At 35.4% G+C, this 17,282-nt stretch carries 15 protein-coding genes; 10 read left to right on the top strand and 5 right to left on the bottom strand.

Annotation, left to right across the window (positions count from 1 at the left end; all coding sequences use genetic code 11):
- Positions 1–432 precede the first annotated feature (432 nt).
- The 3 genes from MJG50_RS14435 (at position 433) to MJG50_RS14425 (ending at position 4,202) form a co-directional block, all read left to right on the top strand.
- On the top strand, positions 433–1,197 hold the full coding sequence (locus MJG50_RS14435; RefSeq protein ID WP_240256451.1) for a MerR family transcriptional regulator: 765 nt from the start codon (positions 433–435) through the stop codon (positions 1,195–1,197).
- A gap of 110 nt (positions 1,198–1,307) precedes the next feature.
- Positions 1,308–1,814, top strand: a complete 507-nt coding sequence (locus MJG50_RS14430; RefSeq protein ID WP_240256450.1) for a VOC family protein — start codon at positions 1,308–1,310, stop codon at positions 1,812–1,814.
- Positions 1,815–2,297: 483 nt separating this feature from the next.
- Entirely contained in the window at positions 2,298–4,202 is a 1,905-nt protein-coding gene (locus MJG50_RS14425) for an endonuclease MutS2 (protein ID WP_240256449.1), read from the top strand.
- Between the two features lie 81 nt (positions 4,203–4,283).
- Here the strand turns inward: MJG50_RS14425 and MJG50_RS14420 are convergent, their stop codons facing one another.
- From MJG50_RS14420 to MJG50_RS14405, 4 genes are all read right to left on the bottom strand, one after another.
- The gene (locus MJG50_RS14420) at positions 4,284–5,291 is read right to left on the bottom strand and encodes a FecCD family ABC transporter permease (RefSeq protein WP_240256448.1); all 1,008 of its coding nucleotides are present in this window, start codon (positions 5,289–5,291) and stop codon (positions 4,284–4,286) included.
- Positions 5,291–6,298, bottom strand: coding sequence for a FecCD family ABC transporter permease (locus MJG50_RS14415; RefSeq protein ID WP_240256447.1), 1,008 nt, complete (start codon positions 6,296–6,298; stop codon positions 5,291–5,293). Before MJG50_RS14415 ends, MJG50_RS14420 begins: the two co-directional genes overlap by 1 nt.
- Before the next feature lie 69 nt (positions 6,299–6,367).
- The gene (locus tag MJG50_RS14410; protein WP_240256446.1) at positions 6,368–7,294 is read right to left on the bottom strand and encodes an iron-hydroxamate ABC transporter substrate-binding protein; all 927 of its coding nucleotides are present in this window, start codon (positions 7,292–7,294) and stop codon (positions 6,368–6,370) included.
- On the bottom strand, positions 7,245–8,090 hold the full coding sequence (locus tag MJG50_RS14405; RefSeq protein WP_240256445.1) for an ABC transporter ATP-binding protein: 846 nt from the start codon (positions 8,088–8,090) through the stop codon (positions 7,245–7,247). Before MJG50_RS14405 ends, MJG50_RS14410 begins: the two co-directional genes overlap by 50 nt.
- A 277-nt stretch (positions 8,091–8,367) precedes the next feature.
- Between MJG50_RS14405 and MJG50_RS14400 the strand changes: the two genes are divergently transcribed.
- The 7 genes from MJG50_RS14400 (at position 8,368) to MJG50_RS14370 (ending at position 15,501) form a co-directional block, all read left to right on the top strand.
- Positions 8,368–9,417: an NAD(P)/FAD-dependent oxidoreductase gene (locus MJG50_RS14400; RefSeq protein WP_240256444.1), complete on the top strand. Its 1,050-nt coding sequence runs from the start codon at positions 8,368–8,370 to the stop codon at positions 9,415–9,417.
- A 38-nt stretch (positions 9,418–9,455) separates the two neighbouring features.
- Positions 9,456–9,962, top strand: coding sequence for a cupin domain-containing protein (locus MJG50_RS14395; protein ID WP_240256443.1), 507 nt, complete (start codon positions 9,456–9,458; stop codon positions 9,960–9,962).
- Positions 9,963–10,334: 372 nt separating this feature from the next.
- A complete protein-coding gene (locus MJG50_RS14390) occupies positions 10,335–10,922 on the top strand; it encodes a lysozyme inhibitor LprI family protein (RefSeq protein ID WP_240256442.1) in 588 nt (195 codons plus the stop codon).
- 97 nt (positions 10,923–11,019) lie between these two features.
- On the top strand, positions 11,020–11,709 hold the full coding sequence (locus tag MJG50_RS14385) for a response regulator transcription factor (RefSeq protein ID WP_240256441.1): 690 nt from the start codon (positions 11,020–11,022) through the stop codon (positions 11,707–11,709).
- Entirely contained in the window at positions 11,706–12,710 is a 1,005-nt protein-coding gene (locus tag MJG50_RS14380) for a sensor histidine kinase (RefSeq protein ID WP_240256440.1), read from the top strand. Before MJG50_RS14385 ends, MJG50_RS14380 begins: the two co-directional genes overlap by 4 nt.
- Before the next feature lie 99 nt (positions 12,711–12,809).
- On the top strand, positions 12,810–13,571 hold the full coding sequence (locus MJG50_RS14375; RefSeq protein WP_240256439.1) for an ABC transporter ATP-binding protein: 762 nt from the start codon (positions 12,810–12,812) through the stop codon (positions 13,569–13,571).
- Complete coding sequence (locus tag MJG50_RS14370; RefSeq protein ID WP_240256438.1) at positions 13,561–15,501, top strand: FtsX-like permease family protein; 1,941 nt, start codon at positions 13,561–13,563, stop codon at positions 15,499–15,501. Before MJG50_RS14375 ends, MJG50_RS14370 begins: the two co-directional genes overlap by 11 nt.
- A 43-nt stretch (positions 15,502–15,544) precedes the next feature.
- Here the strand turns inward: MJG50_RS14370 and MJG50_RS14365 are convergent, their stop codons facing one another.
- A complete protein-coding gene (locus MJG50_RS14365; protein ID WP_240256437.1) occupies positions 15,545–16,714 on the bottom strand; it encodes an MFS transporter in 1,170 nt (389 codons plus the stop codon).
- Positions 16,715–17,282: the final 568 nt, after the last annotated feature.

The following is a 17,282-nucleotide window of genomic DNA, read 5'->3' as shown; positions in this document are numbered from 1 at the left end:
AAATCGGCATAATGGCTGTTTTTAAGAGTGTCTACTTGACAGGTGCATGATCAATCTGAAAATACGGCCATTAATTCAAAATACGGTCAATAGGCAAGGAATGCACGTTATTTCGGAGATATGCACGATATCTCGAATATATGTGCGTTCGTAAGATGATATGAACGATAACTAAGATATATGCACGTTGACCCAGATATATGCACGTTGACCCAGATATATGCACGATAACCCAAATATATGCACGATAACCCCCCTCCACCCCGATGAATACAAAGGGAAAAGTACCCAAAATTTATATTTTCGAAATCCAAATAAGTGCCTAGTAACTGGAAAACATTTGAGTTTACAGCCACATAAAAATTTTTCACTATTCCTATTGACCTTGACGCTGCGTAAAGGTGTATCGTAAATGTATGAGGAGGTGAGCACATGGAATATACCGTGCAAAAGCTAGCAAGCCTAGCGGGTGTTAGTGCAAGAACATTACGTTATTATGATGAAATTGGAATTCTTAAGCCGGCAAGAATCAATTCGTCAGGATATCGAATCTATGGTCAGGTCGAAGTTAACAGGTTGCAGCAAATCTTATTTTATCGTGAACTAGGAGTCAGCCTAGACAGTATTAAAGACATTGTTACTGCGCCTTCCTTTGATGGGGCATCTGCACTTAAGGAACACCGTCAAAAACTCCTCGAAAAAAGGGAACAGCTAGATATACTAATCGCAAATGTGAATAAAACAATTGCATTAACAGAAGGGAGAATGAATATGTCAGATAAGGAAAAATTTGATGGATTTAAGAAAAATATGATAGATGAAAATGAGAAGAAATATGGGAAAGAAATCCGAGAGAAATATGGTGACAAAGCGATTGATCAATCAAATGAAAAAGTTATGAATATGTCCGAAGAAGAGCATGAAGCTGTAACGAAGCTAACAGAACAGGTTACTGAAACATTAGCTGAAGCATTCAAAACGGGTGATCCCGCGAGTGAACTTGCTCAAAAAGCAGCTGAACTTCACAAGCAATGGCTAATGTTCTATTGGCCAAAATATACGAAAGAAGCGCATGCAGGTCTTGCTCAAATGTATGTCGATGATGAAAGATTTACAGCGTACTACGATAAAGAACAACCAGGTACAGCTGAGTTTTTACGAGATGCGATCCATATTTATACTGGAATAAAAGAATAATAAGTAAAGGTTTGGCCTGGTGCAAATGGGTTACAGCACCAGGTCTTTATCCTTGTTGTGAAGTTTTAGGTTATTATGGGAAGAATAAACAAAAAGAGAAGGAGAAAATCATGAATAATAAAATCCAGAAAATCACAACAAATCTATGGTTTGATACACAGGCAGAAGAGGCTGCAAAGTTTTACACTTCGATCTTTAGTAATTCCAAGTTAGGAAGAATTACTCGCTATGGTAAAGAAAGGCACGAAATCAATGGGATAGAGGAAGGAACAGTAATGACCGTGGAATTTGATCTAGAAGGACAAGCTTTCATTGCATTAAATGGTGGTCCTCAATACAAATTCACTGAGGCCATTTCATTTGTAGTCAATTGTGACTCACAGGATGAATTGGATTATTATTGGGAGAAATTATCTGAGGGTGGAGATGAGAAGGCTCAAGTATGTGGATGGCTGAAGGATAAGTACGGTGTATCGTGGCAAATTATTCCTAGAAGCTTAACTGAAATGGTTAGTGACCCCAATCCTATAAAAGCAGAAAAAGTAATGAAAGCTATGCTACAAATGAAAAAAATTAATATCAACATGTTGAGACAAGCGTATAAGGGTCAAGAATAACATATAAGGTTTATTTATGATCGAAAGAAAATTGACTCTCGATTAGAATGATGATATATTTTAATTATTCTTATAAAAGGTGTGGTGTTGTATGTCGGGAGTAGGTATCAACTAATTTAGTTGAATAAGGTATGTAATGAACTGATTTTTTCAGTGTATTACGTATGCCTTCTTTCACAATGTTGCAAAGCATTGTGAATACCTACCATAAGACTGCTTCCTTATCCATATATTCGGTTAACACAAAAGAGTGTTATGACGAAGAGCATGGCGGGATTTGTCCTGTCATGCTTTTTGTTATAGTACGATTACGTTTGATGACATTATTTGTTACCGATAAAAATACCTTGTGATCAAAAGGGTATGTGCCCGCAGGAGCTTTCTATACTCATGTAAACAGTTATTTTTTTAACAGTTCACATGGGTTGGTAGGAGAGTTTACTGCGGGCATTTTTTTATTATTTCAAATTAAAGGAGATCGCTATGAATACAATGACTTTTGAAAAATTACAATATAACGAACTAAAAGAAATGGTAAAGGCAAATTGTATGAGCAGTCTAGGGAAGAAAATGCTCGACAAGCTTCAGCCAAGTACCAATAGTAAGGTAGTAAAAAATAGTTTGAATGAGACAACAGAGGCAAGGAAGTTGCTGGATGCTGATCATCAAATACCACTAAAAGGTATATCAAATATAGGCCATCATATTGAAAAGCTTGAAAAAGGGATGATTTTAGACCCATCGGAGTTAGTGGCTATTTCTGATTTCTTAAGAGGGTGTAGAAATATCAAGAGATTTATGCAAGATAAGGAATTTTTTGCACCTGTCTTACATTCTTATGCTCAATCAATGACTGAATTTAGAAGCATTGAAGAGAACATTAATTACTCAATAAAAGGAAATCGGGTGGATTCTGAAGCGAGTAAAAATTTAAAGCGAATTCGAAACCAAATTGCCCGAACAGAAGAAAAAATTGAAGATCGCTTGAATAAATTTTTGAAGAGTGGTGCCAATAAAGAGTATATCCAGGAATTTTTTATTAGTAAAAAGGATGATCGTTTTACGATTCCAATTAAGGCCTCATATAAAAACCAAGTAGCTGGTTCCATCATTGAGGTTTCTTCTAAAGGTTCTACAGTGTTTATTGAGCCAGCAGCTATATCAAAATTTAATGCAGAGTTAGCTAGTTTAAAAGCCGAGGAATCCATTGAGGAGTACCAAATATTAGCGACACTTTCGGGAATGATTTTTGAAGAAATCAGACAAATCAATATCAATATTGAACTTATTAGCCAGTACGATATGATCTTTGCCAAAGCAAAATTTAGTAAAAGCATTGATGGTATTGAGCCAAGGATTAATCAACATGGATTTATCAGGTTGAAGAACTGTAAGCATCCACTTTTACAAGGACATATTGTTCCTCTAGACTTTGAGATTGGAAATGAGTACCGAAGTTTAATCATTACAGGACCAAATGCCGGCGGTAAAACAGTGGTGCTGAAGACAATCGGAATTTTAGCACTTGCTGTGATGTCAGGCTTTCATATTGCAGCAGATGAGGGGACAGAAATAGCTATTTTTGATCAAATATTTGTGGATATTGGTGATAATCAGAGTATCGAAAATTCTCTCAGTACATTTTCATCTCATATGAAAAATATTTCGGAAATTATGAGAGCATCTACCAATAACACACTGCTCCTTTTTGATGAAATCGGAAGTGGAACAGAACCGAACGAAGGGGCTTCTCTTGCCATTGCTATACTTGAGGAATTTTACCAAAAAGGTTGTATCACTGTTGCTACAACACATTATGGAGAAATCAAGAGATACTCAGAAATCCATAGTGACTTCATGAATGCTGCAATGCAATTCAATAGTGAATCATTAGAGCCGATGTATAAACTTCTCATCGGCACATCTGGGGATAGTAATGCTCTTTGGATTGCTAAAAAAATGAATCTACCTGAAAAGGTGCTGCAAAAAGCGCAGAACTATATTGAAATTAAAGATTATGACTTAGAACAAGTAAAAGAAAGTAAAATTAAAAAGCCAGTTAAGGCTGATGCTCAAAAAAATACAACGTATGAATTTGAAGTTGGGGACAAAGTGAAAATTACAGAATACGCTGATTTTGGGATTGTCTATAAGAAAAGGGACAATTTCAATAATGTAGTAGTACTCTATAAGAATCAATTCGTAGAAGTAAATGCTAAGAGAATTGAGCTGGAGATAAAAGCAGCTGATTTATATCCTGAAGGGTATGACATCAATTCATTATTCGTCAGTTATAAGGATCGAAAATTACAACATGATATGGAAAGGGGATCGAAAAAGGCACTCCGAAAAGTGAATTCTGAAATTAGAAAAAAGCTTAATGAATAATCAAAAAGGCTTAGTTAACCTACAAAGAAAGTCTCTTTGTAGGTTTAACTACAGCTGCTTGGGCTACATTTTCAGTTCCATTTATCTCTTCAACAATAAATACATAAAATACGGTGCACCAATTAAAGCAACCATAATACCAGCAGGAATTCCATTTGGCTCAACTAGATTATGACCAATGGTATCTGCCAGTACGAGAAACCATCCACCGAGCAATATAGCGATCGGAATAAATAATTGATTTCTTGGTCCGACTAATGCCTTTGCCATATGTGGTGCCATTAAGCCTATAAAAGCAATCCCACCAGTGACAGAAACTGCGGATGCAGCGAGTGCAACAGCTGTTAAGAGTATCGTAATGCGTTCTTTTTCAATAGATACACCAACACCGATTGCTACAGGTTCACTAAGTCCCAGGAGGTTCAAACGATTTGCCTTATATAAGGTAAACGGAATTAAAATAACTAACCATGGAAGAAGCGCCCAAATGAAAGGCCAATCTGTACCCCATATATTGCCGGCTAACCATTTCGCGATAAAATCTACCTTTTCACGTTCAGCTGATGAAATAAGAACAACCATAATTCCAGAAAGAGCCATTGAAAAACCAACCCCAACGAGTACTAGCCGAACTGGTTGAAGACCGGTAGTTTTACTGTATGAAAAAATATAAATGATACAAGCTGTTATTAAAGCGCCAATAAATGCAACTACTGGTAACATGTATACAAACGAACCGGGTTCAATTGGAAAAAATAAAAAGAAAACGGCAATGGCTACACCTGCTCCAGAGTTGATCCCGATAATACCAGGGTCAGCTAAATCATTTCTCGTAATTCCTTGTAAAATAGCTCCTGACAATGCAAGTGCCATACCTGATAATAATGTAATAATGATTCGAGGGAATCGAATTGAAAATAAAACAAAATCTTCTTTAAATGTTCCTTGGCCAAAAAGGGTTGGCAGCAGTCGATCATAGGAAAGGGAAGAAGGGCCTAACCCCATCCCGACTACAATAGTTATTAAAATGAGTAATAAGAGAATGAAAAAAATAATTCGTTGTTTTTTTAGTAATGCTGGATGAATCATTAGAAAGATTTACCTCCTTTTCGTACAATTAGCAGGAAGAAAGGTAAACCAATCATGGCAACAATTGCGATGACAGGTGTTTCATAAGGTGCGTTGATTGTACGACCAAGTGTATCAGCAAAAAGCATAAAAGTAGCACCTAAAATCGCTGAAAAAGGTATGATATAACGATAATCTGTGCCAACAATTGCTCGAACGAGATGCGGAATCATTAAACCGATAAATACCATATTTCCAACAAGAGCAACAGCTGCACCAGCAAGTAAAATAATGACAATAAACAAAATGGCTTTGATTTGAGTTGTTCTTTGACCTAATCCCACAGCCACTTCTTCATTTAAACTTAGAATGGTAAGTTGTCTTGAGAGAAAAAGTGAGATAAGTATGCCGATTGTAATAACGGGTACAATCATTTGAAGCTGGTTCCATGAAGTGCCAATTAATCCACCAGCTGTCCACATGGATGTGTTCTTTGAGATTTTAAAAAAGATTCCTACTCCATCTCCAATTGCATATAAAAATGCGGAGACCGCCGCACCAGCTAAGACTATTCGAAAAGGAGAAAATCCACCTTTTTTTATTGCTGATATACCAAACACTAAGATTGCGCCAATGGCTGCTCCGATAAAGCAAGAAATCATAATCCAAAAATAATTTGTTGAAGGGATAAATGCGATGGTAATGGCTAATGCTGCATTTGCCCCAGAAGTAAGCCCAAGTAAGCCCGGGTCAGCAAGGGGGTTTCTCGTCATTCCTTGCATGATGGCACCCGAAACAGCTAGTGCTGCTCCAACAAATATCGCTGCAATTTCCCGTGGCAATCTAATTTCACGGATGATATTAATTTTCTCTCCTGAAGTAGTTGACGTTAGTGCAAGCCACACATCTTTGATTGTGATGTCTGCAGCACCAAAAATGCAGGCTGCAAAAAACATCCCGATAAAGACAAGTAATCCAACTATCAACTTATATATAAATGGAAATGTTGGTTGTTTTTCTTTTGTCATAAGTCATGTATCTGTCCCTTCCTAGAATAGGGAAGAGGAATTCTTAATAAAGAATCCCTCTTATTAGTTTTAATTTCCTAAAAATGCTTCTTTAAAAAATGCAAGTTGTTTTTCTAATGTGACTGGGTCACTGAAGGATGCTCCATTCCCGTTCATTTCAAAAACATGATTGTTTTTTACAGCAGGAATGTTTTTATATGTTTCAGTTTCTTGGAATGAGTTATCAGCATCTGAGTATTTACTGAACACAACATAATCACCAGCAAACTCTGGAAGGACTTCGGCTGAAATTGCATAATAACCATCCTTTAAAGCCATTTCCTTTACCTTTTCAGGCATTTTTAAGCCCATTTCTTGATATAATAATTCAGTTCCACGTGCCCAGTTATCTCCGAATACATATAGCTGCTTATCATAGCTTTCAATGACAGATACTGTTGCATCTTCACCAATTTTTGCGCGGATTTCTTCTCCAACCTCACTAGCAAGTGCTTTAAAGTTTTCTACCCATTCTTTTGCTTCTTTTTCTTTATTTACTAGTTTTCCAATCTCTATATGTTGAGTTAAATAATCAACTTTGCCCCAAGTATATGTTACAGTAGGGGCAATTTCACTTAGTTTTTCAATGTTTTTAATGTTGGATAACCCTATGATTAGGTCTGGTTCTAATTCAATAATCTTTTCTAAGCTTTCGTCAGATACTTCTTCTACATCTTTTAATTCTTCTGCAAATGTTGGATTGGTTTTTGACCAAACATCAACACCAACGACATTCACTCCAAGGTCTAAAACATTCCCAGTAAATCCAGATAATAATATAACTCGTTTCGGATTTGCCGGAACTTCAATTGGGCCGGTTTCGGATTCATATGTAATTGTCTCAGCCTTTTTTTCTTCTGATGGCTTCTCTTTTTCTTTTCCTGTTGCCTCGTTATTGCTACAGCCACTAATTACTAGCGCCAGCAGCAGAATAAAGGGGATAATTATCTTCTTCATGTAAAAAGTCTCCTTTTACTAGATTATAAGTTACACACATTGGTTTATTTGTTCTCGGGTCTCTACCGATTTCGGCATCAATATTGAATACTTTTCTAAGTACATCATGTTTAATGACTTCCTCACAATTTCCTGCCTTTACAATTTCTCCGTCTTTTAAAGCGATAATATAGTCTGCGAATCGTGCAGCTTGATTTAAGTCATGAAGAACCATGACAATTGTTCGATCTTGTTCAAGATTTAATTTTTGTAATAGCTCCAAGACTTCTAATTGATGGGCCATATCTAAATAAGTAGTCGGTTCATCAAGAAAAATAATGTCTGTTTCTTGTGCAAGGGCCATTGCAATCCAGACACGCTGACGTTGTCCTCCAGAAAGTGAATCAACAGGACGAAACTTAAAATCACTAATTCCTGTAACTTCTAAAGACCAGTCGATGACTTCATAATCTTTTTTTGTTAATCGTCCGAATCCCTTTTGATATGGAAAACGTCCGTACGATACAAGTTCACCAACTGTTAAACCACTTGCACTTTCTGGTGTTTGTGGAAGAATCGCCATTTTTTTAGCAAGGATCTTCGTATTCTCCTTTGAAATATTTGCTCCATCAAGTACGACTGCACCAGATTGATGAGAAATAATTCGTGTAATCGCTTTTAGAAGGGTAGACTTCCCGCAACCATTTGAGCCGATAATGGTTGTGATTTTTTTATCAGGGATATCAACACTTAAATCTTTGACGATTAACCGCTCTCCATAACTAATGTTTAAATCATTTGTATATAGGCGGACCATCAAGTAACCTCCTTTTAAGTAAGAATGCATAATTGATAATGATTATCAGTATCGATTTGATATAAACTATAAAACTAAATTTTATTGATGTCAACGGTTTCTTTTAAGAAACATAACTGAATAAAACTAGCTAGGAGCGTAATTCAATTTTGATAAAAGGAAACTGGGCTGTAAGAAAATATGGAAAAAATTCAGTCTTGTAAAGAATCTAAAAAAGAGGTATATTTTAATGAGAATGATAATCAATTACATTTGATTACCGAGGAGTGATCGGGAAATGATACAAGAAGAATTATTTGATGTGACTGTGATTGGAGGAGGACCTGCTGGTCTTTACTCGACTTTTTATAGTGGACTTAGAGAAATGAAAACAAAGATTATTGAATTTCAACCACAATTAGGTGGAAAATTACATGTTTATCCTGAGAAAATGATATGGGATGTTGGAGGGCAAACGCCCATTCAAGGTGCAAAATTAATTGAGCAGCTTGTGGAACAAGGGCTAACATTTAAACCCACTGTTGTGTTAAATGAAAAGGTAGAGTCCATCACTCGTGATGAAGAGGGGATATTTGTATTAAGGACTTCCTCAGGACAAAGCCATTATTCAAAAACAATTATTATTGCCATTGGTAGCGGAATATTGAATCCTCAAAAGCTAGAGATTGAAGGTGCTGATCGGTTTGAGGTCTCAAATTTACAATACACAGTGAAGTCTTTAATGCGTTTCAAAGATAAAACAGTGATTATTTCTGGTGGTGGAAATTCTGCGATTGATTGGGCAAATGAATTAGAGCCGATTGCTAAAAAAGTGTATGTTACATATAGAAGAGATAATTTTGGAGGGCATGAAGCACAAGTAACACAGCTCATGAATAGCGGGGCTGAATGTTTCTTTAATTCATCAATTACAAAATTAGTAGCAAGTAATGATCATGAGGTTATTGAAAAGGTTGAGTTGACTAATAATGAAACTGGTGAAGTTTCATATTTAGAAATTGATGAAGTAATCATTAATCATGGGTATGAGCAAGATTCGACATTACTTGAGAATAGTGAATTAAATATTGAACGAGTAGATAATTACTATATTGCGGGTAATGCAACATGCGAATCTTCGGTAGCCGGCCTTTATGCTGTAGGTGATATTCTAATGTTTGATGGGAAGGTTCAATTAATAGCAGGAGCATTTCAGGACGCAGCTAATGCAGTGAATAAAGCAAAGCAGTATATCCAACCTGATGCATCTAAATCAGGGATGGTCTCATCACATAATGAACTATTCAAAAAGCGTAATCGAGAGCTAGTGAAGAAAATGATGGGTTGAATACCACATGCAAAATCTGTATAGGAAAGGAAATGGATATGAACGTAAAGAACGCACAATATTGGATATCTAACCTTGGGCTAAGTCCGCATCCTGAGGGAGGATTCTATAAAAGCACATACGAGTCTACTACTTTTATTTCTGATAGCCAAGAAACAAATAATCGTAAGCTATACACAAGTATATATTTTCTCTTAAGGTCTAATGATATTTCTCATTTTCATAGATTAAAATCGGATGAACTTTGGTATTACCATGGTGGAAGTGCGTTAACTGTTCATGTGATTGATGTAAATGGCGATTATAAAGAAATAAAATTAGGATTAGATCTTGAAAAAGGTGAGAAACCCCAAGTATTAGTTCCTAGGAATACAATCTTTGGTTCATCCGTAATGGAGAAAGATACGTATTCTCTTGTTGGTTGTATGGTATCACCTGGCTTTGAGTTCGAAGACTTTGAGTTATTTCGTCAGGAAGAACTATTAAAAGAGTATCCTCAGCATGAACAAATCATTCGTAAGATGGCATATGGGACGAATGAATAACATGCCTTACATAACAAAAGTGTACTGTGGAAATCGGGCTAACCTGCATATGTCGAGCGTAACGTGCAAATCCTAGGATTAACGCGTATAAGTCCGTTGGAACGTGCAAATCCCGAGTAAATCGCGCATAAATCGAGAGTATCGCACATATCCGTAATGTAACGTGCATACCTCGATTTTATTGTGCATATTTCCCGAATAACATGCATATTCCTCCTCAAACTCCTCAGAAAAACATCTTCTAAACACTATATTTATGTGAATTTTCCACGCATGCGTTTTACGCCGATCTTGATAATCCGATTTACAATAAGTGTAACTTTTATCAATCATGAATCGTCTAATTATCGATTTCTTAAGGAGGAATGAATAGTGAAAAAACTATGTATATTATTTATACCATTTTTATTATTAATGGGATGTGGAGCTGATAATAATGAAAAAGCCGCGAGTGATGTGAAACAGGAAAGCGGTGAATATAAAGAGGAAACGGATTCTAAAGAGAAGGTAGTAACTGAAAAGGAAACGAAGGAAAAAACGGATTCTGAAAACAAAAATGAAGATAAAGAAGACACAGTCAAAGACGATATAACCGTTAATACTAAACAAGAATATTTAAAGAAACTTAAGGATGTTGAAAACACCGTAGCAGATTTAGATAAAAAATTGGAAGCTGCTACAACACAGGCAGATATGAATCAAGTTCAAGGTGAAATTTTTAAAGTATGGGATGGGGCATTAAATGAAATCTACGGAGCTCTTAAAAAACAAATTTCAGATGGTGAGATGAGTAATCTTAGAGATGAACAACGTGATTGGATCACTCATCGAGATGAAGTTGCAAAGGAAGAATCGTCAGAATATGAGGGTGGAACGATGGAGTCATTACAATATTTAATGACACAAACACGAATAACAAAAGAAAGATGTTATGAGTTAGTCAATAAATATATGAAATAATCATTTGGGGAACCACAATCTTTTAAAGTATAGCAACTATAAAATAATTGCTATACAATATGATGTAAATGATATGAAAAGTATGGTGGTGGATCCATTGTTTAAACTCATGTTAATTGAAGATGATGCAACACTTTTCAATGAAATCAAAGATCGGTTAACGGGCTGGTCTTATGATGTATATGGTATTACTGATTTCAGTAAAGTCTTTCAGGAGTTCACAGATATCAAGCCTGATTTAGTCATAATTGATATTCAGCTGCCAAAGTTTGATGGATTTCATTGGTGTCGATTGATTCGAAGCCATTCCAATGTTCCGATCATCTTTTTATCATCACGGGACCATCCAACCGATATGGTTATGTCAATGCAGCTTGGTGCAGATGATTTTATCCAAAAGCCATTCCATTTTGATGTGCTAATTGCGAAGATACAAGCGATTCTTCGCCGGGTCTATAATTATAATACCGAACAAATAACTCTAAAAACGTGGTGTAATGCAACGATTGATTATGAGAAAAATTTAGTAACCAATGATGTGGGGACAATTGAACTTACAAAGAACGAAATCTTTATCTTAAAACTACTGATTGAGCAGAAAAATAAAATAGTGAGCCGGGAAGAGTTAATCAAAAGTTTATGGGATGATCAGCGTTTTGTTAGTGACAATACGTTAACCGTCAATGTGAATCGTCTGCGAAAAAGGCTTGATGAATTGGGTTTAGGAAGCTATATTCAAACAAAAGTGGGGCAAGGTTATATTGCGATGGAAGAGACGGCGGTATGATTATAAAGTTCCTAATTGAAAGACGTAGTTGGATATTTTTATTTTTATTCCTACAAGCACTTATTAGTTTTGTAGCTTTTATTGATACAACAATCCCAATAAAACCGATTCTCTATATTGTTTTTATTGAAGTAATCATCTTTATCGTTTTTTTGATTTTTCGCTTTCATAGAGAGACAAAATTCTATCAACTTTTGGCTGAACGAGAAGATAATTTGGATGTAACCAGTATTGTCGGTGCTGAAAGACCTTTTGAAAAAATCGTTGAAGAAAGTATTATCAATCAAATCGATTTTTTAATAGAAAAGGCTACTAAAAATCAATTAGCGCTCGAGCAGGAGAAGGATGAGCTATTATCTTGGATTCATGAGGTGAAAACACCGCTAACAGCTATGCAATTAATCATCGAACGTTTAGAGGATGAGGAGATAAAAGCTCATTTGAAGTATGAGTGGCTGCGAATACACTTATTACTTGATCAGCAGCTACACCAAAAACGAATACCATTCATTGAAAATGATTTGTATATAGAGAATGTTGAATTGGAAGCTATTCTTTTTAAAGAAATAAAAGATTTACAATCGTGGTGTATGCAAAAAGGGATTGGTTTTGATATCGATCTAGTAATAAAACAGGTACAAAGTGACTCCAAGTGGCTAGCTTTTATCATCAGACAACTTTTAACAAATGCTGTCAAATATAGTAGGGAATCCGATATCATCATTAAAAGTTATCAGCAACATCATTTAACCATACTCGAAGTAAAGGATAATGGGCGTGGAATTGACCCAAGGGATATAACACGTATATTTGAGAAGGGTTTTACATCTACAAGCAGACATCATGATCATGCCGCTACAGGAATGGGTCTATATTTAGCAGAAAAGGTTGCGAAGTCATTACTTATAAAAATCAGTGTTAAATCTAAGCTAGGAGAAGGAACAACCTTCTCATTAACATTACCAAGAAAAAATGAATTCGTTAATCTCAGAAGCATGTGACAAAAATGTCACATGCTTTTATTATTTGTTCGGATAATCGAAGGAGAATAGAAGGGAAGAATTTTATAATGAGAATATAGAATAAAGGAGTCGATAATTATGACAATATTAGAGGCAGTAAAAATTCATAAAAGCTACGGTAATAAATTTAATAAACAGGAGGTTTTAAAAGGAATTGATATAACAATTGAGGAAGGAGAGTTCGTTAGTATTATGGGAGCATCTGGTTCTGGTAAAACCACTTTGCTCAATGTTCTTTCTTCAATCGATAAGGTAAGCAACGGGCTTATTAAAATTGAAAAAAAAGAAATAACAAGGATGAAGGAGAAGCAGCTTGCTGAGTTTCGTAAGCATCATTTAGGCTTTATTTTTCAAGATTATAATTTATTAGATACGTTAACGGTGAAGGAAAATATTCTATTGCCATTATCTATATCAAATGTATCAAAAAAAGAAGCAAATCAAAGATTCGAGACAGTTGCGAAGGAATTAGGAATTTATGAAATGAAGGATAAGTATCCAAATGAAATATCTGGAGGTCAGAAACAACGAACATCAGCAGCGCGTGCTTTTATTCATGAGCCAAGCATTATTTTCGCAGATGAGCCAACTGGGGCACTCGATTCAAAATCTGCGTCAGATTTGCTTAACAAACTAAGTGATTTGAATCAAAAGCGTAAAGCAACGATCATTATGGTTACTCATGATCCAGTTGCTGCAAGCTATTGTAGTAGGGTTATTTTTATAAAAGATGGACAAATCTATACCCAGCTAAATAAAGGAGAACAAGAAAGACATGCCTTCTTTAAGGACATCATGAAAACACAGGGTGTACTAGGTGGGGTGCAAAATGAACATTAATCAACTCATTTTTCGAAATCTGAAAAAGAATTTAAAGAATTATTATCTGTATGTCTTTGCACTTGTTTTTAGTGCGGCACTTTACTTTGCGTTCGTTACCTTGCAATATGACCCAGAAATGGATGAGACGGCTGGTTCAGTAAAAGGGGCTGCAGCAATTAAGGCGGCATCAATCTTACTTGTAGCAATTGTTTCAATCTTTCTTTTATATGCAAATACTATTTTTATAAAACGACGAAGTAAAGAAATCGGTCTATTTCAGTTAATTGGCATGACGAAGGGTCGAATATTCCGTATTTTGAGTGCCGAGAATTTAATGCTATATTTTGGTTCTTTGTTCATTGGAATCTTCGTAGGGTTTGCGTTTTCCAAGTTAATCATTATGGTTTTATTAAAAATTACAGGTGTAAATGGAATTGCAAGTCTGCAGTTTTCCGTTGAAGCACTTGTTCAAACGGTTATTATTTTTACACTGATCTATCTATTTATCTTGATCATGAACTTTGTTTTTATTAAGAGACAAAGTATTCTATCATTATTTAGAGTGACTTCTAAAACAGAAGCAAGAGTGAAAAAACTTTCTATTTTTGAAATCATCATCGGAATCATCGGTATAGTCTTTATTGTTGCGGGCTACTACACTTCAACAAAATTATTTAGTGGAGATTTTGTAACAATGACTGAGTTATTTTTAGCGATGATTTTTATTCTCGGAGCAGTTATTTTAGGAACTTATCTTTTTTATAAAGGGTCGGTTAGTTTTATCTTTAATCTCATCCGTAAAAAAAAGGGTGGCTATTTAAATATTAATGAAGTGTTGTCCCTTTCTTCAATCATGTTCCGAATGAAATCGAATGCCTTTTTATTAACGATTATCACAACTGTCTCTGCACTAGCGATTGCATTATTATCATTAAGCTATATTTCCTACTATTCTGCGGAAAAAAGTGCTAAACAAAATGTTCCAAACCATTTTTATATGACAAATGGCCAGGATGCTGAACTTTATAAAACGGCTTTAACGGAAAATAACATTGAGTTTAAGGAAAAAGTCATTGATGTCATCCAAATTGATGCTAAGATAGAAAAGATTTTAGAAAGTAGTTTGGAAGGTATGGATTTTGACACAGGCACTGTACAAACTCCTGTAATAAGTGATAAGGATATTAATGGAATTGATCTTAAACCAGATGAAACTATTTTCACAGGACAAAATGATCTACTAAGTAAATTTATGTCTTTAAAGGATTCTGGTAATATTGAATTAATTGGAAAATCAGAAGCAATCCCGCAAAAATATTTGGGTATGAAGGATGCTTTTTACGTTTCGTATTATTTCACAAGTGGGGGTTTACCGACAGCCATTGTAGATGAGTCTGTTTTTGAACAATTAAAGAATGATATCAATCCAGCCATTCAATTGGAATCATCAACTTATATTGGGATTGATATTGAAAATAAAGCAGAGCTTGAGCAGGCAAATGAGATATATAATAAAATAAAATTCAGTAGTAAAAGCGATTCCCGTCTAGAAATGAGTAAAAATCAGAAAATGAATATGGGATTAATTATGTTCATAGTTGGATTTTTAGGGCTAACATTTCTGATTACATCGGGTTGTATCTTATATTTTAAACAAATGGATGAGAGCGAGGATGAAAAACCGAACTACACCATTTTACGTAAGCTTGGCTTCACACAATTTGATTTATTAAAAGGAATACAGGCAAAACAACTCTTTAATTTTGGAATTCCATTAGTGATAGGATTATTACACAGTTATTTTGCAGTAAAATCAGGTTGGTTCATGTTTGGGACAGAGCTATGGACACCAATGTTTATCGTGATGTTATTGTATACTGCGTTGTATTCGATTTTTGGTTTACTCTCTGTTCTTTATTCGAAAAAGGTGATTAAGGAATCATTATAAATAAATGAAAAGGCTCCAGTCCGATGGGATTGGAGCTTTTTGATCAAATATCTGTTTGAAGTCCTTTTCCTTTGGCTTTGTATATTTGGTATAAAATCAATGCAATTAAAGATAAAACAATACCTGATATATACGGCAGCCCAATCGTAATTGAGAATAGCCAGCCACCGAGTGGTGGACCTACAATTCTTCCTAATGAATCAAAAGATGATAAAAGCCCGGTTGTACTGCCATGTCCGATTGTGGAAGTCTTTGTTAATAAAGAGGAAATACTAGGACGGATAAAGCCATTCCCAATTCCAAATATCGTTAAATAGACCGCCGCTGTCAAAAAGCTATTAACTAGTAAAATTAGTGCAAAGCCAATGATGGAAATAATGATTCCAAGCTGGATAACAAACCCTTCACCAAGTTTTTTTGTAAGCCTACCAACTAAACCACCCTGTACAATGGCGCTAGCTAATCCCATAATCATAAATATGTATCCTAATTTCACTGTTCCAAGCTCAGCCTTTTCTGCTGCGAAATAAGCAAAGGTTGCCTCTAGACCTGATAATGATAAAGAAACAAATAATTGTAATAAAAAAAGAATTGATACTGACCCTTTAAATGCTGCAAGTAAAGGTGTCTTCTGCTTTGTTTCTCCGGTACGAAGATCAGGTGTTAGTGATTCTTTGAGAATGACCATAACTAAAAAGAAAGTTAACAGACAGGATGCAGCTGCTATGTAAAAAGGAGTGCTTAAACTTATTTTAGAAAAAACACCACCAATTGCTGGCCCAAAAATAAAGCCAAGACCGGTCGCAGCTCCGATGATTCCCATGCCTTTTCCGCGATCTTCAGCAGATGTAATATCTGCCACATACGCCATGACAGTCGGCATATTAGCAGAAGATAAAATACCGCCAATAATTCTAGCTGCAAATAGCATCCAAAGTGAAGTGGACACCGCTGTTAAGAAAAATGATAAAGCTAACCCGAAAATCCCAATCATAATAACAGGCTTTCGACCGACTCGATCGGAAATACGTCCCCACATTGGAGCAAATAAAAGCTGCATTAATGAATAAACAGCCATTAATAAACCTAACTCAGTGGGGGATGCCCCTATTTCCTCCGCATAAAAGGGCAATACTGGAATAATAATTCCAAACCCAACCATAACAAGGAACATAACTACAAACAATATCGGCAAAGCTTTTTTTGCTTCCAAAATAAAATCCACTCCAATATCTAAAACTTGTCCAACCTATATTATACAAAAGATCAGTGCCTGACACCATTTTGGTTGATGTGGGTGGGTTCATAATCGGGCACGGGCACAAATACGACAAGACGCATTTGATCCATTCGACTTCTTTTGGTCGATTTTTTTTCATTTCCCGTGCAATAATTGTAAGTTTTGGGGAGGGCTTGTTGGTTGATGTTGGAGATGCAAGTCCCTCATTTTTTGTTTTTTTACAATTTTATGTTAAATTATGTATAAACCGTGCTTTTTTGAACGATAATGGAAGGATGAGTGATTTGTCATTGAAAGTGTAAAAGCCCATTTCAAACCATGGAATCGAGAAGAGGTTATAATGTTGCCCATTTGGATTGCCGAATAATCTAGAGGTATACTTAGATGTCTCTTGGATTTAATTGAGCATGAAGTGGACCCAAAATATAGAAAGCAGTATAAATCTGTTTGGAAATAGGGAAAAATAGGTATTCTTATAATATTTCTTTAAAAATTTTTCAAAGGGAATAAACTCCAAATGATATTATTGCATTAATTTGAT

The organism is Fredinandcohnia quinoae (assembly GCF_022427965.1).
GTDB lineage: Bacteria > Bacillota > Bacilli > Bacillales > Bacillaceae_L > Ferdinandcohnia > Ferdinandcohnia quinoae.
Note: the sequence above shows the minus strand (reverse complement) of the source record. Positions and strands in the feature narration are given on the sequence as shown.